The sequence below is a fragment of the Pseudoalteromonas shioyasakiensis genome, from assembly GCF_022398475.1.
GTDB lineage: Bacteria > Pseudomonadota > Gammaproteobacteria > Enterobacterales > Alteromonadaceae > Pseudoalteromonas.
Genome location: NZ_JAKEVM010000002.1, coordinates 95,599 through 120,399, shown reverse-complemented (window position 1 = coordinate 120,399; position 24,801 = coordinate 95,599). Strand labels below are relative to the sequence as shown.

Sequence of the window (24,801 nt, the reverse complement as noted above, 5' to 3'; positions counted from 1 at the left end):
ACCCTACTTATTTTACTTGCTACATTGCTCATATCGGTGACGGTAGATATGAAACTAAAAAAGCCCTTGCAGGGCTTTTTTTATGTCTAAAAGTTAATGCGTTAACTTTATCGACGGTTCTTACGTGCACGTGCACGGCGTTGTTTTTTCTCTTCTTCTTTAGCAGCTTTTTTCGCCTCTGCAGCAGCGCGAAGCTCAGCAACCATTTGCTCTTCTTCTTCACGCATAGCTGGTGTTTCCATGGTAATACGACCAATAATGCCATCGCGTAATTCGTTAATAAGAATTTCAGACATTTTGTAAGTATCGATTTGATTACCACCGCGGATACAACCACGCTTTTTTCCTGCCATTTCAACAAACTCCCAGTCAGACTCTGGTAGCTCATCAATTTTATAGCGGCTTTTTAAAAGTTCTGGGTATGCTTGCAATAAATATTCAGCGGTGTAACTTGCCACTTCTTCGTAGTCGATAGCGGTATCACGAATAGCGCCAGTTGCCCCTAAACGATAACCAGAGTTTTCGTTCTCTACTTTAGGCCATAACATACCCGGGGTGTCGTAAAGCATAATGCCATCGTCAAGCTTAATACGTTGCTGCGCTTTGGTTACCGCAGGTTCATTACCTGTTTTTGCCACGATACGGCCAGCTAAGGTATTAATAAGCGTTGATTTACCAACGTTTGGAATACCCATGATCATGGCTTTAATTTGTTTATCAGCGCCTACTTTATGCGGCACTAATTTTTTACAAAGCTCATTAATACGATGTACTTCACCCGCTTTATCATTACCAAAATCAATCGCTTTTACACCACTTTGCTGCTCAAAGTAGTCTTTCCAAGCTTGCGTTAACTTAGGATCAGCCAAGTCCGCCTTGTTCATGATTTTGATCACCGGCTTGTCGCCACGCAGCGCAGTAACCATTGGGTTTTCACTACTATAAGGAATACGGGCATCAAGTACCTCAATGATCACATCCATCTGTGGCATGATTTCTTTAATTTCGTTTCGGGCTTTGTTCATGTGACCCGGGAACCACTGGATGGCCATTTTTAACTCCTACAAGATAATTTCACGGTATTTTAACTGGCTCGGCAACGAATTGCGCTATAATGACGCAAATTTTTTCAAGTAAGCAGTTATGGCTCTTAAATCAACCATTATTAAAGCGCAATTATCGTTAAGCGATATGGATCGCCACATTTATCAAGATTTCAATTTAACACTGGCACAACACCCATCAGAAACCGAACAACGTTTGATGATTCGCTTGTTGGCTTTTGCACTTAATGCTCGTGAAGGCTTAGAGTTTACGAAAGGCTTATGCGCAGATGATGAGCCTGAGCTTTGGCATATTAACTATAGTGAAGAAATTGAGTTATGGGTTGAGCTTGGGCTACCAGACGAAAAACGCTTGAAAAAAGCCTGCAATAAGTCGAAGCAAGTTGTTTTATATACCTACGGCGAAAATAACCAAGCGATTTGGTGGCAAAAACATCAACCTAAGTTGTATGATTTTAAAAACTTAAGTATTTTTAGTCTCGATTATGCCGCGACTCAGGCTCTAGCCGACTTAGCTGATCGTAATATTAAGCTCACTATTACCATTCAAGATGGTGAAGTATGGGTTAGCTCAGATACAGCAAATATCGAAATTAAACCGCAACAATTAATGTAAGGGACGCGATGGCAATTAGGCAGGTTGTAGTATTACACGGACTTTATATGTCGGGCTTCGTGATGCGCCCATTGTGCGCGCGTCTTGAAAAGTCAGGTTTAAAAATACTCAATTTGACCTATAACACGCTCTCTCCCGATAGAGCGGCGATTTTCGATAAGATTGATCGCTTTATCGGTGGTAAACCTACCGCCTTAGTTTGCCATTCTATGGGCGGCTTGGTTGCTCGCGCTTACTTAGAGGCCAATTCTCTTCAAAGTCGCCACGTTGAAAAGGTGATCACCTTAGGCACCCCGCATAAAGGCAGTCATATTGCTAAGCAAATGCAGCAAAAGGGCTTTGAAATGCTGTTAAAAAATAGCGTGGAGTTTTTATTATCAGAGAATGGCGATTGGCCGTTTAATGCCAAGCTTTATAGTATTGCTGGTGACTTACCAATAGGGCTAATGCCACTGATTGCTAAAGGCAGTGTCTCTGATGGTACAGTTTTGATAGATGAAACCAAACTCAATGGCATGGCAGAACATAAGGTGTTTCATTTGAGTCACACCAGTATGATCTACTCACGCCAAGTGATGGATTACATTATTAAGCTTATAAATCAAAGTGAGTGATACTTTAATCTTCAGCACTTGCAGCCACTTTATATGAGATTAAAACAATGATCCCTAAGATCAATGGTACAGGTGCAGCAATATAGCCAAAGGTATCAAAGTTTGCGAAGCTAGCACCAGCTAGATGACCTACCAAACCGATAACAAATGCAAGTAATGCAATCACTACAACAACTATTTCAGCTTTGCTTTCTTTAACTGTTTTACCGTCCATTTTTCTTCTCCTGGTTAAATGCGGTAAAGTCATTATGCGCTTATGGTTCGTTGTTTTTTTGACCTAAATCAAGTTCTAAATCGGCCTATTTATCAGCGAGTACAAACCTTGTTTTAGATCATACTTTCTGCCTAATTTTTGAATATTTGAAAAATAAGGTAGATTTTTTGCTCAGTTGCCCCAAGTCTATATAAAAGTAATTCAAAGTTATGTTGATAGTGCACAAATGGACAAAACCAACCTTTGATAGCTAAAACCTATCACTGTGTTCGAATTAAACCATTTTACAGATTAGCCAAGATGGCTAATACTTAACACCAAGCACTAGCAAGTAAACACTTAACGGTTTTTTTAAGGAGCAATCTATGTCACAGGTAAATGCAATTGGTTTAAACAGCGCAAAAAGTGAAGATATCGTAAATTCACTAAACTCTTTACTAAGCTGCTACCAAATCCAATACATGAACGCACGCGGCTTTCATTGGAATATTAAAGGTCGTAACTTTTTTGAATTACACCTTAAGTTTGAAGAAATTTATAACTTACTACTTGAGAAAGTAGACGAGATTGCAGAGCGTATTTTAACGTTAGGCGGTACACCGGTACATGCATTCTCTGAGTACATCGAAGATAGCAAGATCAGTGAAGCTAAAAATATTACTGAAGGTACTGCTGCAGTAGAAAACCTTTTAGCAGGTTACAGCACGCTTATTCAAATGCAGCGTGAAATCCTTGCACAAGCAGGTGATGCAGATGACGAAGGTACAGCATCGCTAATGGGCGACTACATTAAAGAACAAGAGAAACTTGTTTGGATGTTAAAAGCCTACCTTGGTTAATATTTAGAATTGACACGAAAAAGCCCTCAAATGAGGGCTTTTTTATATTTAGAAAGCATTACTTTAACCACTTTCTTAAATTATCGTACTCGGGTCTTGCTTGAAAAAAGCTTTCAGCATCTGGGTGAAAGTTAATATCCATTTCTACACCAGACCAAACTGTCTCTAATAAATTGCGAGCAATGATATTCGCTTTAATATAATCAACGCGTTTGTAACCCCGCGCTTTTACAGCCTGAAAGTAAGCCTTTGCAATCTCAATACTATCTGCAGTTGCTAATTCAAATTGTTCCAAATTAACCACAGCATACTGAATTGAATTTTCAGGGTACTTCATGATTTCTTGACCGACTTCAATACTAAATGAAGCAACGGCTTCTTTATTAAAGCTGCCACTAACTTCCACATAAATCACTGGCGGCTCAACAAAATAACGCCAATCACCATGGGCTTTAAACATGCTCACCCCTTTGAAATACAACTTAAGTTTACGCTTATAAAATTTATTTACTTATTTATCTAAGCCTTAATTCGGTAATAAAGCAATAAAAAACGCCATTTCTAATGCCTTTTCCTCAAGGCTTTTAAAGCGACCCGATGCGCCGCCATGGCCTGCATCCATGTCGGTTTTAAACACCAAAATGTTGTCATCGGTTTTAAGTTCACGCAGCTTAGCAACCCACTTCATTGGTTCCCAGTATTGCACTTGAGAGTCATGGAACCCGGTGGTAACAAGAATATTAGGGTAAGCCTGCGGCTTAATATTATCGTACGGCGAGTAAGCCTGAATCACATCATAAAACGCTGGATCATTTGGGTTACCCCACTCGTCGTATTCATTGGTCGTCAGTGGAATACTTTCATCAAGCATGGTGGTAAGCACATCTAAAAATGGCACATGACAACCGATACCTAAATAAAGCTCAGGTGCTTGGTTAACCACAGCGCCCATTAATAAACCACCAGCACTGCCACCAGACGCAAATACTTTTTCTGGGTGTGCATAGCCTTGCTTGGTAAGCGCTTGCGTAACATCAATAAAATCGCTAAAGCTATTTTGCTTAAATTGCTTTTTACCTTGCTCATACCAGTGACGACCTAGCATTTCACCACCACGAATATGTGCAATCGCATAAACAAAGCCTCGGTCAAGCAAGCTTAGTGAGCTGCTTGAAAAGCTTGGATCGATGGTAATGCCGTACGCGCCATAGCCGTATTGCAGTACTGGGTTAGTGCCATCTTTATTAAATTTATCAATGCGATAAACCAAAGAAACCGGCACTTGTTCGCCATCCCTTGCAGTAACCATTAAACGTTCTGAGCGATAATGCTCTGGGTTAAAATCACCCAACACTTGCTGTTGTTTTAATAAGGTTTTGTTACCTGTTTTTAAATCAACATCATACAAAGAACCTGGCGTCGTTAAGCTTGAATAGTAAATACGCGCAGAGCTCACATTCGGCTCAGGGTTCATGGCAATAGCAGCATAATAGCAAGGGTCATCAAACTCTAAAGTAAGACGCTCGGCTTGCTGATCCACCACCACAAAACGTGTTTGGCCAAGCTCTCGCTCAGTGAGGATAAGATACTCATCGAAAATTTCGACCCCTTCTAGCAACACGTTCTCGCGATGCGGTGTATGCTCCTGCCAACGATTTTTATCGGCAATGGTGCTTTGCGTCGCGGTCATTAAACGAAAGTTTTTCGCTTGCCAGTTGGTAACAATGTAAAAGGTATCACCTAGCTTATCGACATCGAACTCATGGCCTTCTTCGCGTGGCATTAAGGCGCTAAATTCACCCTCTGGGTTATTGGCATCAAGCACCCAAGTATCGTTTGTTTCTGTGGTCGCAAGGTCAATAATAATAAGGCTTTCATCGCGGCTTTTGCCAAGCCCCATAAAGAAGCTTTTATCTTGCTCTTCATAAACAAGTACGTCATCAGCTTGCGGGGTGCCTAAAACATGGCGGTAAACCTGAAAACCCAATAAGGTTTGCAGGTCTTTTTTCACATAAAACACCGTTTTGTTATCATTAGCCCACACCACTTGACCTTCGGTGTTTTCCAGCACATCACTAAACATCTCACCGCTCGCAATATTTTTAAAACGCACGGTATAAATACGGCGACCTTCGGTGTCTTCAGAGTAAGCAAGCAGCTGCTCATCAGGGCTAATTGCAACTTCACCTAACTCATAAAATTCGTAATCGCCAGCTAATTGATTTACATCTAACAACAGGTGCTTGTCGCGCGCTTCTATTGAGCTGCTACGATAATGGCGTGCATATTCATCGTCACCACGTACTTCTGAGTGATACCAATATTGGCCATCTTTCACGGGTACCGTGTTGTCGTCTTTTACAATACGGTCTTTTAACTCATTAAATAGCTGTTCGCGCAGTGGTTTTATGTCGGTAAGTTGTTTATCGCAATAATCGTTTTCGGCATTTAAATGCGCTAATACATCTTCATTTTCGCGCTCATCATCACGCATCCAATAATAATTATCGGTGCGCATCAGTTGATGTGTAGTTAATTGCTGAGGGTGTTTTTTTGCAACAGGAGGATGCGCTAATAAAGACAAAGAATACGAATATGACGACACAAGAAAAACCAAAATAAAAAAACGAATTGCTGGCAGTTTATCACAGAATTATACCAATCAGCTTAATTAAGTAGTCTATTTTGAGGCAATAAAACCTCGTTGATAACAAGGCAAAAATGTCGTTATTTAGTTGTTCTAAATGAGAAATTTTTAACGCAGTTAGCAGCAGGTTTAATCCCTCAAAATGATTAAGTATTATTGCGGGTTGGTATTAAAAAAGCCCACTCAAATTGAGTGGGCTAAGCAATGCTAAAATAGCATTTAGGGGGAAACTGTTAATGTGATACTTGCTGCCAAGCCATAGCCCAGCTTTTTCCTACGCCTGGCTCAAACAGCGGGTTGTGTGAATCTTTAACACGACAAAACTCGCTAAATGGCCATGGTTTACACATATAAATATGACCCGTTTTTGGTTGCAGTACTTTAACACCTGCACTGTAATCGCTGCATGCTTGTGGGTATATATAGTCATAATCTTGCAGACTATCTTGCACTCGCTCTTTACATTTTGCGATGCAATTAAACGCCACTTTTACATGCGTAATGCCCGACCCTTCAAGGGCATAAATTTGGTTTGAACGGTACGCAACCACTAAACCTTGTTCAGTCATTTTGCCCGCTTTTACCAGCGGAACATGCACGTTTATATGCTCGGCAACAGAACGTGGCCAATTATGAGGCTCACCCTGATCGGAACTGCTGATCGGGTATTCGAATGATAAATCGACTAGCTCTCCTTGCATGTCATAAAAGGTTACAATCACCCTATCTCCAACAAACAGTTGGGTATGATGATTTAAGCAACCAATCGGCAACCACTTCCCGGAGGCCATTGACGTATGCATAAACAAAATATCACCCTAAGAACAACTAATAGGCATTATCTAACAACCGAACAAAATAAATACTTTTAGTTTGAGGCAAGTGAACCAAAGCACTAGATTATGTGCTTATCAGCGGTCCCGCTATCATAGTTTAAAACCTTAGACCGGAAACTTTGCGTCCTAACCTTTCAGTTAGTTTGCCAAAAACAAGACTGAGTATAATCGTGACCGAATCACAAATCAAACAAAAGAATGTAACCAAACGTCTTATATAGCAAATAGTTACTAGCAAATGCGTTAGGAACAAAAAAGCCAACCTCTTGGCTGGCTTTTTCGCAAATGGGTTATTAATCCCTTGCTAGCTTTCTTCTGGTCGCTACTCGGTGCCCTGCGCGGAATACATTCAAGAAGCCATTACCCACATCACTCATTACAATATACAAACAAGGTACTAGTACTAAAGTGATTAGAGTTGCAAACATAACCGCAAAACCAAGTGCAACCGCCATTGGAATTACAAATTTAGCTTGCAAGCTGGTTTCGAACATAATCGGTAGTACACCGGCAAAGGTTGTAATTGATGTCAGGGTGATTGCTCTAAAGCGCGCACAACCTGCTTCAATAACCGCTTGGCGAGTTGAAATACCTTCTCGGCGTGCTTGGTTTACAAAGTCGGTCATAACTAACGAGTCATTAATTACAACACCGGCTGCGGCAATCAAGCCAAAGCCCGACATCAAGCTAATATCTAGACCAAACCAGAAGTGACCCCAAATAGCTCCGGTTAAGCTAAATGGAATAACCGACATAACAATAAGAGGCTGCGAATAGCTCTTAAGCGGCACTGCAAGCAAGATATATACTAAAATCATACCACCGATAAAGAACATGATTTGCTCGTTAGCTTGCGCTTGTTGTTCTTCAATAGAACCACCTAGCTCAGTTTTAACTGATGGGTATTCCTCTTTTAACTGCGGTAATAAGTTCTCATCAACTTGCTTAACCACTTCACCCGGTTCAATCGCTTCTTCATCGATACTGCCGTAGATATACACAGTACGATAGCCACCTTCACGGCGAATATAGCTAATACCTGGCTTTTCGTTCAGTTCAACAACATCACCCAGCATCACCTCTTGGCCTGCAGGCGTTGTGATAACAGCGTGCTTTAATGATGCAAACGCTTCACGTGTTAGTTTCGGGTAACGAACCATAACACGTACTTCTTCACCGCGACGAATAACACGCTGAGCTTCACCACCGTAAAAGCTTGCGCCCACTTGGTTAGCAATGTTGGCAAGGTCTAAACCTAGATCATATGCCACAGGTTTTAAGCTTAATTGCACCTCTTTGCTCGCCGGATCGATAGTCGAACTAATATCAAATAAGCCTTTTTGCTGTTGTAGTAGTTGGATAAAACGACGACCTGCCTCATTTAAGGTATCGATATCTGGGCCGTAAAGTAAGTAACCAAACTCACCATCCATACCACCGCCATTTACATCATCGTAAATTTGCAGCGATTTCACACCTGGGATACTTGGCATTTGTTCACGCCAACGACGAGATAATTCGAATGCGTTATACGGGCGAAGCTCTTCATCTACCAGCGGAGCAAGTAATTGTGCTTCAGTACGACCTTGGTTGAACACTAAGATATCGCGAATTAGCTTTTGACCAAATTCTCGTTCTGTCTCTTGGTCTACCTTGTTAACCATGGCTTCGATTTCACGAATAGCATTAATCGTTTGCATATCCGAGGCATTTTCATTCATTTCTAAACGAATTTGCGGGAAGTCATGAGGTACTTTTGGTGTTGGTACCACACGCACTTGATTTGATGAAATTAAGCCAAACGTCAAAATCAATAAACCGATAAACGCAAATAGCACAAACCAACGCCACTCCACACACAACTCAATAAAACGCTTATATGGGCCATTTACAAAGTTAAAGAAACGTTTGTTAAAACGCGCTCGCCAGCTATTAGGATTAATTGGCGGAAACTTAGTGTGGGCAATGTGTGCCGGTAAAATAAGTTTCGATTCAATCAAACTAAATATCAGACACAGAATTACCACCACGGCGATACCAAAGAAGAATGCGCTTTCTGGGCCACTTGATAAGGTGAATGGTGCAAATACAGCAATTGTTGTTAAAACACCAAATGTTGCTGGGGTAGCAACGCGTTTTGCGCCATTTACCACGTTTACAACACCACCGCCTTTTTTCTCAATTTCGGTGTAGGCACTTTCCCCTATGACGATGGCATCATCGACCACGATCCCCAGCACCATAATAAAGGCAAATAACGACACGATATTAATACTGATACCAAATAATGGCATCATCATCATTGCACCTAAGAAACACACAGGTAAACCAATCATTACCCAAAGTGCCAACTTAAAGCGCAAGAAGATAGACAACATAATGGCAACCAAGATAGCCCCTTGGAATAAATTGCTTTTCATCATGTCTAAACGGGCATTTAGGTAGTAAGTCATGTCCATTAATGGCTCAAGACGCAAGCCCGCCGGTAGCTCTTTATTCTTTTGCTCAATAAACGCTTTAACTGAATCAGCAACCGGGATCATGTTTTGTTCTTTGGTTGCTTTTACTGATAAATAAACGGCATTTTCACCATTAAATTTAAAGTAGCGCTCACCTTCTGTGAATTGGTCTTTAATCACAGCGATGTCGTTTAGCAGCACTTTCGCGCCATTAGCACCAATTTTTACTGGGATCTGGCGGAACTCATCACCGCTGTAGTATTGATTTTCAACACGTACCGAGATAATACCTGCGTCAGTACGTAGTTGACCTGCCGAGATATTCGCAGAGTAACGACGTACTGCACTAGCCACCTCACTTAAAGTAAGGTTATATTGACGCAGTGAATCAGGGTCAATTTCAATTGCAATTTCATCAAGTGGTACATCGTTTTGCACCAGTGACACATTGGATAATTGCAGTAACTCATCTTCAATTTTATTTGCTACTGGCTTTAACTCAGTAAGTGGAATATCACCTACCAGCGTCATACCGATTACATCTTGGCGAAATTCAACCTGACTAATCGTCACAGGCTCCATGCCCGCAGGGAAAGTCGCAATACTGTCTACCCGTAGCTTCACTTTATCGAGTACATCAGTAAGTTCTGCATCAGTGTTGATCTCTAAACTTGCACGGCCACTATTTCGAAACGAGCGATATACACCACGTTTAATTTCGGTGACATCTTTTAGTGACTCTTCAATCTTGATCAGAATACTTTCTTCAATTTCCTGTGGTGAGGCCCCCGGATAATTGGCTTGTACTTCAATATAGTTAATTTCAACATTTGGGAACATCTGGCGCTGAATAGTGAAATAACTAATGATCCCCATGATGATGATAAACACCATCATTAAGTTAGCAGCGACCGAGTTATTGGCAAAATAAGCTATAAGGCCAGACTGTTTTTCTGTGTTTGTATCAGTCATAGTGCTACCTTAAAGCTTTTCAACCGCTGCAGTTTCTGCATCGCTTGTCATTTCTTTCATTCCAGCAACCTTCACTTCCATACCCTCTTGCGGGTACTCAGGCAGCGTCAGAACCAACTGGTCATTCACTTCAAGGCCATCACTAATGTAGAAATACTCACCTTCTTCGCGTACTACCGTTACTTTACGTGGTTCAAGTTTATTCTCGTCGTTCACAATCCACACCGTTTGGTTATTCACTAAAGACTGTGGTAAACGGTAGATGTTTTGTAATGTTGCACCGGCAAAGCTCACTTGTACGTAAGCACCAAATTTAATAGGTTGTACGTCGTGCTTTAAGCCGTATGGGTCATCAACACGAACAACTAAGTTGCTCATGCGAGTCGCGTTATCAACAACGCCTAGGTCACGGTCAATTTCGGCTTCACGAGTAAAGCTGTTTAAGCCTTTATTGATGATAGTCGCTTTAACGCCTTTTAAGCGTTTTGGCAAAAATACACTATCGAAACCAGCGATTGGTACAATGATTTCTGCACTTTCAATATTATTAATTTCAGCAACTTGGCTACCCACATTGATGTATTGACCGACACCAATTTCACGGCTGATCACCAGCGCATCGTAAGGTGCTTTCACCTCACAACGAGCAAGGTCACGTTCGGCACGTTTTAATGCAGCTTGCGCTGATTTAACAGCGGCTTGCGCGCTTAAAACTTGAGGTTTACGTAGGAATAAGTCTGTGCGCTCACGTTCTGGGTAACGTCTTGCTTCATCCTCTGCCACTTTAGCTTGTGCTTGCTCTTCGATCAGCGCCGCTTGAGCACTAGCAAGTGACGCCTCAGCTTGTAGTACAGCTGCTTCGTAGTTATCTTTTTCGATGGTAAATAACACTTCACCACGAGCTACAATCCCACCAGCAACAAAGTTTGGGTGCCAGCTTGTAACTTCACCAGCCACTTGCGAGGCAAGTAAGGTACTTTCAAGCGGTTTCACTTCGCCGTAACTATTAATAATCACTTGATGATCATCACTTGCTACTGGCTCAACCTGTACTAAAGGACGCACATCAACTACATCCTTGTCTTTAGGCTCTTGAGCAATCGCGTTGATTGCCTTAAAACCAGCAACACCAACGATTAATGCAACAAACGGTAATATCCATTTTAATAAACTTGTGCGCATAACTTACACCTATAATATTTTCACTGGCCCTATCATACCAAAGCTGACAGAAACATTAATGTGACATTTGTAAGGAACTGTTACAAAAACAGATAAATTGGCAACACAAAAACCAAAACTTATCTAAGAACAATTTGTTACAAACAAAAGCCACCTAATATCAAAGACTTACATAAACACCTTCACACTTGTTAACAAACAGCCTTTTATCAAGGGGTTAATTCATTAAACTTGATTGAGAAATAATTAAAGGAACGAGTTAACAATGAAAATAACAAACATTGCGCTGGCACTAAGCTTAGCGTTTGCCATGAATGGCCACGCAGCCGAAACAAAAAAAGAAGAAAAGAAGCCAAAAACACTGGCTGAAATGATCAAAGATAAAAGCGAGTTTGCCGGTGTTTTCAGCATTTACCAAGATGCGAAAACCGGCGATAACTTAATGTTGATCGACCAATCTCAACTTAATACACCATTTGTGTACTTTGCTCACACCGTTGATGGTGTTACTGATGCAGGTCACTTCAGAGGCGCATACCGCGAGACAAAACTAATTGAGTTTCGTAAATATTTTGACCGCATTGATATTATTAGCAAAACACCACGCTATAAATTTGATGAAAACTCAGCCTTAGCACGCTCTGCCGATGCCAACATCAGCGAAGCTGTCCTTGCGAGTATTAAAATCGAAAAAGAAGAAGACGGTAAAATTGCTTTTAAAGTTGATAAGCTCTTTTTAAGTGAAGCACTGCATAAAGTGTCACCTTGGGCAAACCCAAAAGATAAAAATGCCAGCAAACGCTTTAAACTTGGTAAGTTAAACGACAAAAAATCGCGAATAGTTAAACAGCGCCCTTACCCAAATAACCTAGATGTTGTAGTGGATTATGTATTTTCTAATGCCAACCCAACAGTACGAGGTTCAAAAGCCGTAAGCGATCCTCGTAACGTTTCAATTAAAGTCCAGCATTCATTCGTTGCGTTACCAAAAAATGATTATCAAGCTCGCCAAGATGACGCGCGTATTGGTTATTTCACTAACGAATTCGACAATATGACATCAGCGGATTGGGCACCTTATGAAGATGTCATCAAGCGCTGGGACTTACAAAAGAAAGACCCATCAGCGGCACTGTCTGAGCCAGTTAAACCGATTACTTGGTGGATTGAAAACACTACGCCAGTTGAGTGGCGAGACACTATTCGCGATGCAGTACTAGCATGGAATAGCTCATTTGAAAAAGCAGGCTTTAAAAATGCCATCGAAGTAAAAGTACAACCTGATGACGCCGATTGGGATGCGGGCGATATTAACTACAATGTATTGCGTTGGACTGCATCACCGCGCCCTCCATTTGGCGGTTATGGCCCTGCCCTTGCGAACCCATTAACCGGTGAAATCTTAGGCTCTGACATCATGTTAGAGTATGTTTTCATGAAAAACCGTTGGATGTATGACACCTTATATACTCAAGGTGCAGCCACGCTTGAAACTAGCCAAAACAGCACAGACTTACATTGCTCATTGGGTCACAGCATTCAAGAAAACATGCTACTTGCTAAAGGCTTAGGCACAGGTGCGAGCATTGAAGACAAAGAGATTTTACGCCAAGGCTTAACTCAGCTTGTTTTACACGAAGTGGGCCATACCCTTGGTCTTAACCACAATATGAAATCATCTATCTTGTGGGATGAAAAAGAAGTTCACGATAAGAGTAAAACACAAGGTATCGTAACGGGTTCAGTTATGGACTATGCACCAGCAAACATTGCCCCTATTGGTATGCAGCAAGGTGATATCTTCCAAACAAAACCAGGCCCTTACGATGATTGGGCAATTGAATACGGCTACAGCCAAGCATTAGCAGATAAAGCCGCTGAGCAGCAGCGCCTTGAAAAAATTCTCGCTCGCTCATCTGAGCATGCTTTAGCTTTTGGTAATGATGCTGATGATATGCGTGCCCCAGGCCGCCATATTGACCCTCGTGTAATGATTGGCGATATGTCATCTAACCCTGCCGCATATGCTGATGATCGTATGGAGCTTATCAATAAGCTGTTTACTGAACTTAAAGACAAAGCCACGGTTAATGGTGAGTCATACCAACAGCTGGTTACCTCAGCGAACATTTTATTTAGAAGCTACAGAACACAAGCAGGCGTGGTATCTCGTCAAATTGGTGGTGTTTATGTAGAACGTAATGTGGTGGGTGATGACAAAAATGGCGCACCATTTACGCCAGTGCCACTTGAGCGCCAGCAACATGCAATGCAAGTGTTAGCCGACAAAGTATTCTCGCCAAATGTACTTTCGAGCATGCAGCCACTGTATAACTACCTGCTACAGCAACGTCGTGGCTTTAATCATTATGGTAAGAACGAAGATCCTAAACCACATGGCATGATTTTAGGCATGCAAAAGCTGGTACTTGCTCAGTTGTTACACCCAGCGGTCATGCTGCGTATTTCAGACAGTGCAATGTATGGCAACGAGTATTCACTTAACCAATTTATGAATGACTTAACAGCAAGCATTTTTGTAGACAGCAAAAAAGCAAATACCCTAAGTCACAATCTACAAGTTGAATATGTGAATCAGCTAATCGCGATTGCTGGTTTAGGCAAAGCGAGCAAGCACGATAACCTAGCCAAAGCTGCTGCGCTTTATCAGTTAAATCAAATTGCTGATATGAGCGTACCATGGGGGGCAGACACCGCAGCTAAAGCCCATAAGCAATATATCGATCGCTTAATTAGTAAGGCCCTCGAAGCATAAGTAAAACAACACAAAAAAGGCTGCCACTTGGCAGCCTTTTTGTTTTTAAGCCATTGCTGGGCGCGATTTATAATACTGAATACACCCTAGTTGTGCGGCATTAGTCAGTAATATCATCACAAAGGTTAAGATGTGAGACACACTCGGTGTCGCCATAGCAAGTTCGGCAGCGAGGCCGCAGCTTCCAGCAACAAACTGTAGGCTAAAGTAGCGCGCACTTAAATTACTAATATCACCACTTTTAATGGTTTTATAAGTCTGCGGCATAACACGAATAGAGCTCATGACTAAACCTACATAGGTTAGCCAGTTAAGCACCATTGCTGTTTCATAATGAGGGTTAAGCAACAAACCAAAAGGCACGACCGACATGGCTAATAACCCAGCTAGCTGCATGCGTTGCTTTCGCGCAGCGTTGTAACGAACAAAGTAGTAAAGAATCACACCACTTAGCATGCCGGTAACAACAAACGGCAAAACCATGTAAAAACGCTGAAAAAACAGGTTAAAGGTGATGAAATATAAACTTTGCGCGACACCAAAGCTCATCATTAACAGCGAAACGCCCGACACACTGCGATTTTTACGGATCTTATTTAAAAGCGGATAAAAGCTAAACGCTAAAATAAAGCATGAAATAATCGGCAAAAAGTGCGCCAAAACAGACCTCTCTCGTTACAATTTAGTTAATAAGTTAGCAGTTTATAAATCGCCCATGAAATTACAGTAAACACCTGTTTTTAAAGCAATTTAAAAGAGCGCGGCATTGTAATGAGAGCGCTTTAGAATGCAATAAAGAATAAAAAATAAACAACAGTCTATTGGCAAGATATCCGTACAAGCTGTTTACAGCTGATGACACTAACGACTGACTTGAATAATTAATGTGATCTGGGTACATTGATTAAATAGTGCTCAGGAGGGTTAAGCCATGAAGTCAATTTTATATGCGCTTGTTTTAAGTACTTTTTTATTTGGATGCAAGAGTACAAAACAACAACCAACGCCACCACCGAGTGTGGCCAGTTTACTCAATACTGCGCATTTTAAACACGTTGAACTTAGCGACCCTGAGCTTTTTACGCTCCCTGCAGATGAGCAGAAACGTTTTCTTAATTATTTTACCAAACGTCAAGGTGGTGATTTAAGGGATGACCAAATCCTATATCACTATTTAGAAAATAAGCTCACCAATTTTAATTACTTTAGCGCCACACTCAATGCCCAGCAGACTCTTCAAGGTCATCAAGGTAACTGTATTAGCTTAGCAATTTTAACCCATGCTTATGCTCAACTAGCAGGACTTCAAACAGGCTTTCAAGCGGTCTCCAGTGAGCCTGTTTATAGTAAACAAAATAACATCGTGTATGTATCGGGCCATTTTCGCACCAAAGTCTACGCCCCTTTAAATGAGGACGATAATTACTTGGTGCCACCAGGCACAGTCATCGATTACTTCCCTGCTCGTGGTAGTTTTTACTCTGGCCGCGCTGAATTAAAAGATTTAATTAGCCGTTATTACAGTAACTTGGCTGCAAAAGCACTGGCCTTGAAACAATTCGACTTAAGCTATAGTTATATATTAAAAGCCAATGAATACACCCCAAATGCAGCAGCACTTTATAATCTAGCTGCCGTTTTACATCGCCAAGCGGGTGATTTAGCTGGAGCAAAACATATTTATCAAACAGCAATGCAGCATGGCTTTAGCGATACAAATTTACTACATAATTACGCAGTGCTGGCCGAGCAACTTAATGATCAAGTTTTGGCTGAGCAGCTCAATTCACAGTTAGCGATGCTAGAGCAGGATCCATTCGAGTTACTGGCAACGGCAATTAACGCCCGTAACAATGGCAAGCTTTTTAAGGCAAAACAACAACTCGAAGACGCTATTGCATTAGCCCCTTATTTATCTGAACCCTATATAGAATTAGCGATTATTAGTTTTCAGCAAGGTAATGAACAAAGTAGTAAGGAATGGTTAGAAAAAGCCATTGAGATAGAGAATAAAGACGAAAAACTGGCGCTATATCACGCCAAGCTTTTCGCCTTAAAAGACCAACACTAGGCTATAACGAGTAATAGAAGCTTAGCCAAGCCCGTAAATCATTTTCAAAGTCGTCGCCTTCTACCCGGGCGACGCCAAAATCAAGGTTTACATCATTTAAACCAGCGGGCCCCATACCAAAGCTAAAGTCTCCTCGCCATTTTAGCCCGTAACTTTGTGCATAGACTCGGTTATCAACTTGATGCTGTTGGTAATAAAGCCAAGGTAATGAATCTTTGTAACTAATGCCCCCGCCATAACCTTTATAGCGGCTACCTGATTGACTAATAAACGGCAACTCAGGAGCGACAACAAAGCCGCTTTGCGTGTCATTATTAATTAAGTTTGACTCATAACCGCCAAGAGCAAGAATACTGTCATCGCGATATTGCTGTGTAAAATTAACATAAACAGGAATATCAAAAGCATAACCGCTCAATACGGTGGCAAGGTTATAGCCTTGCCAATTATTCGAGTTAGCATCACCGGATAACCACTGAGCACTCACAGACTGAGCAAAACCATATCGCTGTCTATCATGTTGCCATTTTTGTTCAAGTCCAAGGGTTAACCATTGATCATCCCCGTTACTAAAATCACTGTAGTTATAGCTCAAACTCGGTGTAATACTGAGCTGCTGAAACTGCAACGGATAGCTCATGGCTAAATGCGCCCCAGTGTTACTTATATTCACCGGTATTTGTGAATGGTACTGTTTTGCTGATTCAAGGTCGTAATCAAATAACAGTGCTTTAAATTTTAAATCAAACGCTGAGTACTTAGCGGCCGCAAACACCCCTTCTAATGCTTTGTCATGTAAATCAGCACTGTAGCCTGCTTGTAAATCAAGCTGCTTTAAAAAGTCGTTACTTTTGACCCCAAGGGTAAGCAGCGAAGATGATGCCGAGTAATACTGAGATGCCAATGAAAAGGTGGGTTTTTGCTGCCAAATATCATAATCGGCTGGCTCAGTTGGGCTTTGCGGGTAGATTTTAGCCTCAGGTAATACTTCGCTCGTTACTTGCCCTCGTGGTGGCGCTGCACTTTTAGCAAATTCAACAATCTTTAATCCTTGTGGTTGCTCAGCAAAATGCTTGATATTCGGCCCTTCAGCAGTGATCGATAAATACAAAAGTTCACCGTTATTCATTGCCATTGGGTGTGCAACAGCTTCTTGGCCTTGCGTTAATTGGCGTAGTGAATTGCTTTGTATATCATAATGATATAAATCGAGAGCTTTATTTTTACCAGCGACAAAATAAAGCCCTTTGCCATCGGCTCGCCAATTAGGTTGTGACACATACTGATAGCCCTCTGGCATTGGCACAGTAAGTGATTTTTGGGAACCTAAATCTTGTATATACAACTGCCAATTAGCATTCAATGTCGCTTTTAAATAGGCAAGTTGTGTTTTATTAGGGCTTAGTAATGGATAGTCATAAACCGTTTCTAGGCTTTTCTCAAATAAAGCCGTAGCGACACCAGTATTGAGGTCAAGGCGCACTAGCTCCGAGAAACCATGCTTCGTTTGCTCAGCATAAACCGTTTGCCCGTTATCACTGATACTAAAGCGGCGCAGCCCTGCATGATGGCTTAATGCAGTTACTTTACCTGTATCAATATCATAGCGGTATAGATCGGAAATACCTTGAATTGAGCCTTTAGCAACAGTTGTTGTGGCGGTAAAAAACAATGTATTTTCGTCTAACCACTGCGGGTTTTTTATACCCTGCCGATTAATTTGGTGAAGCACATGTTTTTGCTTACGTTTAAAAACACTGGGGGCTTTATCAGCAATATCAGCAGGGTCATCATCGAGTAACGCTTGTTGCTGTTTTGCAAAATCATCAGCAGCCTGTTGATTGTCATCAGTGCTATAAATGACTAAACGGGTTTCGTCATCTTTGTTGCGCTCAACAATGGCAAGCTTACTGTTATCTAAACTTAAAACAGGGTTCGAGGCGTATAAATCAAGCTCCAACCATAGCTTACTTGTAAGTGCTTGCTCACTTACTTCTTTAGCCATTGCTTTATAAGTATATTCTGCAATAAAACGGCGGTAGAGGCGATCAGGTGAGTCGCCAAAAACGCCGCTAAAAGCCTCATTAAAATCACGTGCTTTAACCGCTTGCATGCGAGTCCAAACTGCATCAAGAGTTTGCGCTGAATAGTTTTCTTCAAGCCAAGCAAGAAAGCGAGAACCCATTAAATATGCCATTGAGCCAGCTAAATAGCCCCCTTCGGTACTACTTAATTGGCTATATCGTGGCAATGCACCTTGCTGTGCAAATTCAACCAGTATTGCCTCTGAAAGGTTGTCATATAAACGACCCCGCCCTGTCATTTTCGACTCCAGCAGCGTTGCATACCCTTCGGCAGCCCAGCGCGGCATTTCGCCTTCAACTAAGTCGTAAATATCCCAACTATTACGAATAGCTTGGCGCACGTCACTTCGAGTAGGCTGAGCAAGGTGCACCAAATGAATATATTCGTGCAAAATCAATAACTGCTGCCAGCCATCGGTGTTAGAAATCACCGTATCGGATTGTGGAGGCGTAGTAAACAAAGCCATTAAAGGCTTGTTAGTCACCGGCAAAGCAAAGCCATTGGAGGCGTTAAATGGGTCAAAAACCAGAACATCGACCACTTCATCAAGAGCACGGTTTTGCTGTTTTAGTACCTTATCGCGAACAATTTCAAGCTCTGTTGCCGCTGAACGGGCCCATTGCTGATTCTCAGTACTAAAGTGCACATTAAAGTGCTCGGTATGAATAGTTTGCCAAGTCTCTTGGCTTGAAGCGTGGCTAGCAGCAAGTAATGCCACAGTTAACAGAGCTTTTTTCATCACAATCCTTGATTAGCAAGTTGCTTAATTTAAGGACTAGTATGCGATGCTTTTTTAAAAGGCTGAAGTTAAAAAGTGTAAGAAATTACTCGATTTTTAGCGGCCGTACTAAACCGAGTAATTGATAAATAATAAAAATAGTCACGGCAAACATCAGGCTACTTCTTAATGCACCGAGCCCCGCAATGACTAAAGCTGCGGTTACGAGTAAAGCAATTGCTGTAACGGCAACACTCACACATAAGCCCTTACACTCCTGCTGCGAACGTGCATAACAAAGTAAGGCAACAACACCTGAAATAGCTAAAATAGGTAGTAAATAAATCATTGCGCACCCGTGATTATTGACGTTGCGCTAGTATACCTCGATATTAAAATGAGTCAATGATATTGAGAATTATTTTCATTTAAAACCAATTCCGCTCAACGCCTTCTATTTCATATAGGGCGAAATCAGCAAACTGCTCAGCCAGCTCTGCTTTTAAGTAAGGCATTGATACTGAACCAGAAGCTAGTTGTATATACAAGCTTTTAAGCTGTGATCGGCGCATTAAATAAGTGCTTATTGTGGTGACGCTTTGCGCTTTATAGATTTCAAAAACACGATACTGCACACCCAGCATGCCGGTTTTAAATACGGCAAAAAAACGGCCGTCATGTTGATACATAGCCAAACCCGTTTTTTGATAATTCAAAAACACACCGGTCATCAAAACTAAGCCCACGACAATGCTCCACAGCATCGTAGCAGCATCAAATAAGGCGTTGAAAATTAAAGCAGAAAATACAGTTGGCAGGATCACATATAAAAACGTATTTTTATAAAGTAAAGCTCGCTCAGGCTTAATAAAGTTAAGCTCTGTTAAATCAACAAACCATGGAAATAACCAGCCACACACGGCTTGCACTTGCTCTTTGGTGATTACTGGCATCACTAGCGTTTGTTTATTTTTATGTGCCGCAACTCCAGCTGCCATCCCACCACTACTCACTTGTGGGCAAATTAAGGTATAGCGATTAAGGAACCTAGCAATAATATTTTGTTTGATTTGCACACTTTGAATTTTCGACACGCTGATCGAGAGTTGCTGCCGCTCAAATAAACCTGCCACACGCTTAAACTTATCGTCCTGAAAATACAGCTGAAAGTTAAAAAAGCGCACTAAGGCCATGACAACAGAAAGTAAAATGGCACATAAAACAATGGCAACAACCATAATTAACACAGCGATTGCAGCTGCGCTGCCAACAAAAGCAGCTTGCTCATTCAGTATGGCCTCTAGGCGGTTTATGATAGTTTTTTCGAGGTACTCAAAAATCACATTCATAAATGGGGCAAGCGCAGCCAATGCTAAAATTGCCATGTTCGACATCAAACCAAACTTAGCAATTTCAGCATTGCTGATCGTTAAGGTTTTCGGTTTATCTGTTGCTTCGCTCTGCTCAACAGGTAGCTGCTCTTGCTGTTGTAACTGAGCCTTAAATTCCATAACTTGTTCACGAACTTGCTCGGCATAGCTAAGCTTAACTCCCGGGATAACAGCTTCTTGAGCACTACTACCGGCGGCATCGAAAATACAATTAACTAAATTAACTGGCTGAAAATAAAAAGGCTCGGCAATGTTTACGTTCTGTACTCGAGCAAATTTTAGGGTTAGCCGCTCTTTTTTAAATACCCCTTTATTGAGCAGTATTTCATGACCATCTGTTATGCGGTATTTAAAATTACGATAATAAGCAAAGGCATACAGCACTAAAACTAAAGAGGCTACGGCAACAGCTATTTGCCCCCAAAACAGCTTTTGCTCAACTTGCGTAACAAATAACACCAAAATTGGCAGTAAATTAAGTAGCCCATCTTTTATGAAGCGCAGTGCAAAGTGAACAATAAAATACAGTAGCGCCCATGGCGACACGCGTTGCCATTGTTGATCACTCATCGGCAAGCTCATTTTCTTGAGTTGCTGCATTATCACCATAACTTTGCACGAACTGGCGAACATCATTGCATTGTTCGTCAGTTAACCCACTGATATGTAAATCAGCACTCATGCCACCCGCACTGTAAAGCCTGAGTGTTGCGAGTCCTAACTTTCGCTCAATTGGGCCGCGATGAATTTCGGTGTGTTGCACGCGAGAAATAGGCAATAAAGTGATTTGTTGCCAAATTAAACCTCGCTTAAAGGCAATATCATGCTCTCTTACTGCCACCCCTTTAGCGCGAACGCTGTAAAGGTTGTAAACCATCGACAGTATTACCAACAATGGCAAAACCAAAAGCCAAGGTGTAGCAATAGCTTCGCTAACGGCAGGATTAAAGTGCCGTACCGCAATGATCACAGCCATCAGAGGCACATAAAACAACAACCAATTTAGTTGTACATGCCATATCGCATTATCAGCAAGTGGTTGGAATTGAATCGTTTGATGCTTTGGAAGGGTTTCTATTTGTTGATTACTAAACACGGTAATTCCTTGTAAAGGCCAGCTGTGCTGGCCTTACGTGCTAACACTGAGTTGTTATATGTTATAAATTATACCCAGCGTAGTTTTGTTGCAAGTGTGTGGCTTGCTCCTGGTGCAAGTTCAACACTATCATCAAGGACATTAGCCGCTTCTAAGCACAGCATTACGTGGTATTCTTCATCAGCAAAATTAGAAAGGCGTTTTGATTTATCAATCCATGGATTCCAAAGAACACACGATGTTGAATTTTCGCGACCTACTTCAATAATGCCATCAGGTGTAATGATACGCTGAGTGTCTTTTGCTTCGGTATAAACCATGTCTGTTTCACGTGCGAACGACACTAATTCATTTTGCTCAAATGGACCTTCAGCAAATTCAATGTATTTCGCGCCTTGCAGACCATCTACTTTTGTTTCTTCAATTGCTGGTGTTGGGAAGTACGTGTGTAGTGCTTGGGTAAACTGTACTGTTTGGTTATCTAAGTTCGTGGTTGTTAAACGCATCTCTAAGCTAGAGGTTAAAATAAACTCAGCCAATAACTTAGTTTTATAAGGCCAATACTTTTCATCAACTTGCGCCATCGGCAATGACAAGCTGATATAAATAGAATCGTCTTGTTCTTTCACTTCTTCTGCGCGCCATAAACTTGTGCGAGCAACACCATGAGCTGGCCAGCCTTCATGTTGGCTTACTCCGAACCATGGCCAACAAATCGGAATACCGCCTCGCACACCTTTGCCTTCTTGGTAATCTTCTAATTCTGAGACCCATAATAGTGGCTTTTTATCGGTTGGCGTGAACTCAGTGATCTGCGCACCTTGCAGAAAAATAGTTGCGCTACAAAACTCACTAGCAACTTTAATAAATTCAAGCCCGGTTTCACTTTGCTCAATCGTAACTGATGGCGATAACTTCATAATTCGTCCCATTTAATGAAAGAAAAATCCACCTTACCCAATGCAGTGGCTTTTAGTAAATAATATTTAGTTATTTGTATAAATTGTTTTACTACAAAGTGATGGTGTCACCTCGTAGTAGCATTTTAAGTGTTAACAACAATTACTCCATCTAATTTTTAAATTTTAGCTTTTAATTTCTGCTCTAATTAATTTGAAAGCACAAAAACACCCTTTATGGCCATAAATTATAAGCAATATAGTCATTATTTATTTGAACTCAATTTATTAGATGTGTAAAATTTTTTGATTGCGGTTGCTCCACGCCGCCTTATTTAAGAGACAGAAACATGCAAAAGTATGACGAGCTACTAGTGTCGCTGCGCAAAGTGATTAGAGCCATCGACCTTCATTCAAAACAGCTCAATAAAACCTCTGGCTTAACAGGCCCACAATTACTGATTATGAACGAGGTTGCACAAACCGATGGCATAACCGCTAGCCGTATTGCACAAAATGTTAATCTAAGCCCAGCGACGGTTACTAATATCTTAGACCGTATAGAAAACCGTAACCTGATCACCCGTGTTCGTAGCCAATTAGATAAACGCCGAGTTAGTTTGCATCTCACAGAAGCGGGTAAACAGCTACTAGATCAAGCACCTCAGCCTCTGCAAGAACACTTCATTGAAAAGTTCTCAGCACTCGATGAGTGGGAGCAAAGCTTACTACTTTCATCAATGCAACGTATTGCCGCAATGATGGATGCAGATCAGCTTGATGCTTCACCTCTGCTTGAAGTTGGCGCAATCACCAAGACATTAGAACCACAGTAAAAATTAAAACTGATTGATTAATATTAATTTTCTGTGTCTAGTCTTGGGTTCAGCATGATTATCAACTATGCTTGGTAGTACCCATTCCAACACTAGCGAAAATTCATGCTTAAACTATCAAAGTTAGCCCTCGCAATAGCCTTGGGCACAACTTCAAGTCTTAGTCAGGCATCTGAAATTGATGACCTTCAAAAGCAGCTGCAATTGCTGAAACAGCAAATGCAGCAACTGCAAAGCAAACTTGATGCTGCCGAAGAAAAATCGCAGCAACAAGCCGAAAAACAAGCGCAGATTGATGCACAAGTAGCAAAACAGCAAAAGCAACTTGAGCAGCAAACAGCAGCTGTTGAAGCGCCTAAAAAAGAATCTGGCATTAAGGTCGGGGGTGCAGTACGTACCAACTTCAGCCATACATCTTATAATGATGGTAATAAAAACCGCGGTGGTGACTTCGATTTTGACATCTTCAGGCTAAATTTTGCAGGTGATGTCGGTGATGTACAGCTTAACGCTGAGATCCGTTTTTTCGATTACATGACTGCAGTTAAGTATGCCTATGCAGCCTATGACTTTGCCGAAGACTGGCAAGTGCAGGCAGGTATTACCAAAGTGCCTTTTGGTAACTGGCCTTATAACTCACACAACTACTTCTTTGGCACTACTTACTATATTGGTCTTGAAGATGACCATGATTTAGGTGTGTTATTCAAGCGCAAAATTGCTGATAACTGGCAAATTGACCTTGGCTTTTTCAAAAATGATGAGCTAGGTGGCGTTGATGGTTACGTAAGCGACAGAAGCGACCGCTATTCATACGATGTTGTCGGTTTCCGCTCTGCTGATGAAGGTATCTATGCCGAACCAACCAATGCGATTGGTGAGTACAACACCTTCTCTGGTCGTTATGGTTATCACTTTGAGCATGACGGCGGCACCACTGAGCTAGGTGTTTCTGCTTTATCGGGTGGCTTGCATGACGGTGAAGATAAAGCCGGCGATTACTACGCCTGGGCTGTGCACTTAAACAGTACTATCGGTCCATGGAATTTCCAGCTACAGCATGGTGAGTATAACTACGATATCGACAACGTCGACCGTATGGCCGTGGGTGCTTATGCGTTTTACGATAGTATTGCCGCAGAAGCGACCATGACTAATGCTAATATCGCTTACAGCCTGCCTGTAGAGTGGGGTCCGGTAACAAACCTGCAGTTTTATAATGACTACGGCATTATTTATGACAAGTCAGATAACAGCGAAGATACATGGATGAATGTAACCGGTGTATCTGTTGCCGCAGGTGGCTTATTCACTTACTTTGATTTTGTTCAAGCGAAAAACCAACCATTTGTTGGTGGTTCAATTGCTGGCGACAGCGACGAGACTGAAACCCGCTTCAATATCAATATAGGTTATTACTTTTAGTAACCCTATTGCTCCATACATCTATTTAGCCCAGCCTTGCGCTGGGCTATTTGTCACACCT

At 41.5% G+C, this 24,801-nt stretch carries 20 protein-coding genes and 1 riboswitch; of the genes, 7 read left to right on the top strand and 13 right to left on the bottom strand.

The window, feature by feature from the left end; translation table 11 throughout:
* Nucleotides 1-107 precede the first annotated feature (107 nt).
* Complete coding sequence (gene ylqF / locus L1D51_RS01270; RefSeq protein ID WP_054562949.1) at nt 108-1,052, bottom strand: ribosome biogenesis GTPase YlqF; 945 nt, start codon at nt 1,050-1,052, stop codon at nt 108-110.
* Nucleotides 1,053-1,143: 91 nt separating this feature from the next.
* Here ylqF and L1D51_RS01265 point away from each other — a divergent pair, with 91 nt between their 5' ends.
* Together L1D51_RS01265 and L1D51_RS01260 are read left to right on the top strand one after the other, a co-directional pair.
* A complete protein-coding gene (locus L1D51_RS01265) occupies nt 1,144-1,680 on the top strand; it encodes a YaeQ family protein (RefSeq protein WP_054552313.1) in 537 nt (178 codons plus the stop codon).
* An 8-nt stretch (nt 1,681-1,688) separates the two neighbouring features.
* Nucleotides 1,689-2,294: a PGAP1-like alpha/beta domain-containing protein gene (locus L1D51_RS01260; RefSeq protein ID WP_062566321.1), complete on the top strand. Its 606-nt coding sequence runs from the start codon at nt 1,689-1,691 to the stop codon at nt 2,292-2,294.
* A 4-nt stretch (nt 2,295-2,298) separates the two neighbouring features.
* Here the strand turns inward: L1D51_RS01260 and L1D51_RS01255 are convergent, their stop codons facing one another.
* Nucleotides 2,299-2,508 carry a hypothetical protein gene (locus L1D51_RS01255; protein ID WP_054562952.1) on the bottom strand — a complete coding sequence of 70 codons (210 nt, stop codon included), beginning with the start codon at nt 2,506-2,508 and terminating at the stop codon, nt 2,299-2,301.
* A 365-nt stretch (nt 2,509-2,873) separates the two neighbouring features.
* Here L1D51_RS01255 and L1D51_RS01250 point away from each other — a divergent pair, with 365 nt between their 5' ends.
* Complete coding sequence (locus tag L1D51_RS01250; protein WP_054562953.1) at nt 2,874-3,347, top strand: Dps family protein; 474 nt, start codon at nt 2,874-2,876, stop codon at nt 3,345-3,347.
* A 58-nt stretch (nt 3,348-3,405) separates the two neighbouring features.
* On the opposite strand, the gene L1D51_RS01245 is transcribed toward L1D51_RS01250, so the two are convergent.
* From L1D51_RS01245 to L1D51_RS01225, 5 genes are all read right to left on the bottom strand, one after another.
* Complete coding sequence (locus tag L1D51_RS01245) at nt 3,406-3,807, bottom strand: hypothetical protein (protein ID WP_095209738.1); 402 nt, start codon at nt 3,805-3,807, stop codon at nt 3,406-3,408.
* 66 nt (nt 3,808-3,873) lie between these two features.
* On the bottom strand, nt 3,874-5,952 hold the full coding sequence (locus L1D51_RS01240; RefSeq protein WP_239962234.1) for a S9 family peptidase: 2,079 nt from the start codon (nt 5,950-5,952) through the stop codon (nt 3,874-3,876).
* Between the two features lie 275 nt (nt 5,953-6,227).
* Nucleotides 6,228-6,797 carry a hypothetical protein gene (locus tag L1D51_RS01235; RefSeq protein ID WP_062566323.1) on the bottom strand — a complete coding sequence of 190 codons (570 nt, stop codon included), beginning with the start codon at nt 6,795-6,797 and terminating at the stop codon, nt 6,228-6,230.
* A gap of 107 nt (nt 6,798-6,904) precedes the next feature.
* Nucleotides 6,905-6,988: riboswitch (cyclic di-GMP riboswitch) on the bottom strand.
* Nucleotides 6,989-7,123: 135 nt separating this feature from the next.
* On the bottom strand, nt 7,124-10,261 hold the full coding sequence (locus tag L1D51_RS01230; RefSeq protein WP_054562956.1) for an efflux RND transporter permease subunit: 3,138 nt from the start codon (nt 10,259-10,261) through the stop codon (nt 7,124-7,126).
* A 9-nt stretch (nt 10,262-10,270) separates the two neighbouring features.
* Nucleotides 10,271-11,443, bottom strand: a complete 1,173-nt coding sequence (locus L1D51_RS01225; protein WP_054562957.1) for an efflux RND transporter periplasmic adaptor subunit — start codon at nt 11,441-11,443, stop codon at nt 10,271-10,273.
* 265 nt (nt 11,444-11,708) lie between these two features.
* On the opposite strand from L1D51_RS01225, the gene L1D51_RS01220 reads away from it, so the two are divergent.
* The gene (locus tag L1D51_RS01220; protein ID WP_239962232.1) at nt 11,709-14,219 is read left to right on the top strand and encodes a zinc-dependent metalloprotease; all 2,511 of its coding nucleotides are present in this window, start codon (nt 11,709-11,711) and stop codon (nt 14,217-14,219) included.
* 45 nt (nt 14,220-14,264) lie between these two features.
* On the opposite strand, the gene L1D51_RS01215 is transcribed toward L1D51_RS01220, so the two are convergent.
* On the bottom strand, nt 14,265-14,879 hold the full coding sequence (locus L1D51_RS01215) for a PQ-loop domain-containing transporter (protein ID WP_054562959.1): 615 nt from the start codon (nt 14,877-14,879) through the stop codon (nt 14,265-14,267).
* Between the two features lie 271 nt (nt 14,880-15,150).
* Between L1D51_RS01215 and L1D51_RS01210 the strand changes: the two genes are divergently transcribed.
* A complete protein-coding gene (locus tag L1D51_RS01210) occupies nt 15,151-16,290 on the top strand; it encodes a tetratricopeptide repeat protein (protein WP_239962230.1) in 1,140 nt (379 codons plus the stop codon).
* 1 nt (nt 16,291) lies between these two features.
* On the opposite strand, the gene L1D51_RS01205 is transcribed toward L1D51_RS01210, so the two are convergent.
* The 5 genes from L1D51_RS01205 to L1D51_RS01185 form a co-directional block, all read right to left on the bottom strand.
* Complete coding sequence (locus L1D51_RS01205; protein WP_239962228.1) at nt 16,292-19,114, bottom strand: TolB family protein; 2,823 nt, start codon at nt 19,112-19,114, stop codon at nt 16,292-16,294.
* Between the two features lie 85 nt (nt 19,115-19,199).
* On the bottom strand, nt 19,200-19,442 hold the full coding sequence (locus L1D51_RS01200) for a hypothetical protein (protein ID WP_054562962.1): 243 nt from the start codon (nt 19,440-19,442) through the stop codon (nt 19,200-19,202).
* A gap of 79 nt (nt 19,443-19,521) precedes the next feature.
* Nucleotides 19,522-21,054, bottom strand: a complete 1,533-nt coding sequence (locus tag L1D51_RS01195; RefSeq protein WP_082401663.1) for a PH domain-containing protein — start codon at nt 21,052-21,054, stop codon at nt 19,522-19,524.
* Nucleotides 21,047-21,580, bottom strand: coding sequence for a PH domain-containing protein (locus L1D51_RS01190; protein WP_054562964.1), 534 nt, complete (start codon nt 21,578-21,580; stop codon nt 21,047-21,049). Before L1D51_RS01190 ends, L1D51_RS01195 begins: the two co-directional genes overlap by 8 nt.
* A gap of 68 nt (nt 21,581-21,648) precedes the next feature.
* The gene (locus tag L1D51_RS01185) at nt 21,649-22,500 is read right to left on the bottom strand and encodes a D-hexose-6-phosphate mutarotase (RefSeq protein ID WP_054562965.1); all 852 of its coding nucleotides are present in this window, start codon (nt 22,498-22,500) and stop codon (nt 21,649-21,651) included.
* 329 nt (nt 22,501-22,829) lie between these two features.
* Here L1D51_RS01185 and L1D51_RS01180 point away from each other — a divergent pair, with 329 nt between their 5' ends.
* Nucleotides 22,830-23,315, top strand: a complete 486-nt coding sequence (locus L1D51_RS01180; protein ID WP_054562966.1) for a MarR family winged helix-turn-helix transcriptional regulator — start codon at nt 22,830-22,832, stop codon at nt 23,313-23,315.
* A 105-nt stretch (nt 23,316-23,420) separates the two neighbouring features.
* Nucleotides 23,421-24,740 (top strand): porin, encoded by a 1,320-nt coding sequence (locus tag L1D51_RS01175; RefSeq protein WP_054562967.1) that lies wholly within the window; start codon nt 23,421-23,423, stop codon nt 24,738-24,740.
* The last annotated feature ends 61 nt before the right edge of the window (nt 24,741-24,801 follow it).

Excerpts from the sequence above, each read along its gene's own strand:
- ylqF (WP_054562949.1), bottom strand. The coding sequence starts at position 1,052 with ATGGCCATCCAGTGGTTCCCGGGTCACATGAACAAAGCCCGAAACGAA.
- L1D51_RS01265 (WP_054552313.1), top strand. The coding sequence starts at position 1,144 with ATGGCTCTTAAATCAACCATTATTAAAGCGCAATTATCGTTAAGCGAT.
- L1D51_RS01260 (WP_062566321.1), top strand. The coding sequence starts at position 1,689 with ATGGCAATTAGGCAGGTTGTAGTATTACACGGACTTTATATGTCGGGC.
- L1D51_RS01255 (WP_054562952.1), bottom strand. The coding sequence starts at position 2,508 with ATGGACGGTAAAACAGTTAAAGAAAGCAAAGCTGAAATAGTTGTTGTA.
- L1D51_RS01250 (WP_054562953.1), top strand. The coding sequence starts at position 2,874 with ATGTCACAGGTAAATGCAATTGGTTTAAACAGCGCAAAAAGTGAAGAT.
- L1D51_RS01245 (WP_095209738.1), bottom strand. The coding sequence starts at position 3,807 with ATGTTTAAAGCCCATGGTGATTGGCGTTATTTTGTTGAGCCGCCAGTG.
- L1D51_RS01235 (WP_062566323.1), bottom strand. The coding sequence starts at position 6,797 with ATGCATACGTCAATGGCCTCCGGGAAGTGGTTGCCGATTGGTTGCTTA.
- L1D51_RS01230 (WP_054562956.1), bottom strand. The coding sequence starts at position 10,261 with ATGACTGATACAAACACAGAAAAACAGTCTGGCCTTATAGCTTATTTT.
- L1D51_RS01225 (WP_054562957.1), bottom strand. The coding sequence starts at position 11,443 with ATGCGCACAAGTTTATTAAAATGGATATTACCGTTTGTTGCATTAATC.
- L1D51_RS01220 (WP_239962232.1), top strand. The coding sequence starts at position 11,709 with ATGAAAATAACAAACATTGCGCTGGCACTAAGCTTAGCGTTTGCCATG.
- L1D51_RS01210 (WP_239962230.1), top strand. The coding sequence starts at position 15,151 with ATGAAGTCAATTTTATATGCGCTTGTTTTAAGTACTTTTTTATTTGGA.
- L1D51_RS01205 (WP_239962228.1), bottom strand. The coding sequence starts at position 19,114 with ATGAAAAAAGCTCTGTTAACTGTGGCATTACTTGCTGCTAGCCACGCT.
- L1D51_RS01200 (WP_054562962.1), bottom strand. The coding sequence starts at position 19,442 with ATGATTTATTTACTACCTATTTTAGCTATTTCAGGTGTTGTTGCCTTA.
- L1D51_RS01195 (WP_082401663.1), bottom strand. The coding sequence starts at position 21,054 with ATGAGTGATCAACAATGGCAACGCGTGTCGCCATGGGCGCTACTGTAT.
- L1D51_RS01185 (WP_054562965.1), bottom strand. The coding sequence starts at position 22,500 with ATGAAGTTATCGCCATCAGTTACGATTGAGCAAAGTGAAACCGGGCTT.
- L1D51_RS01180 (WP_054562966.1), top strand. The coding sequence starts at position 22,830 with ATGCAAAAGTATGACGAGCTACTAGTGTCGCTGCGCAAAGTGATTAGA.
- L1D51_RS01175 (WP_054562967.1), top strand. The coding sequence starts at position 23,421 with ATGCTTAAACTATCAAAGTTAGCCCTCGCAATAGCCTTGGGCACAACT.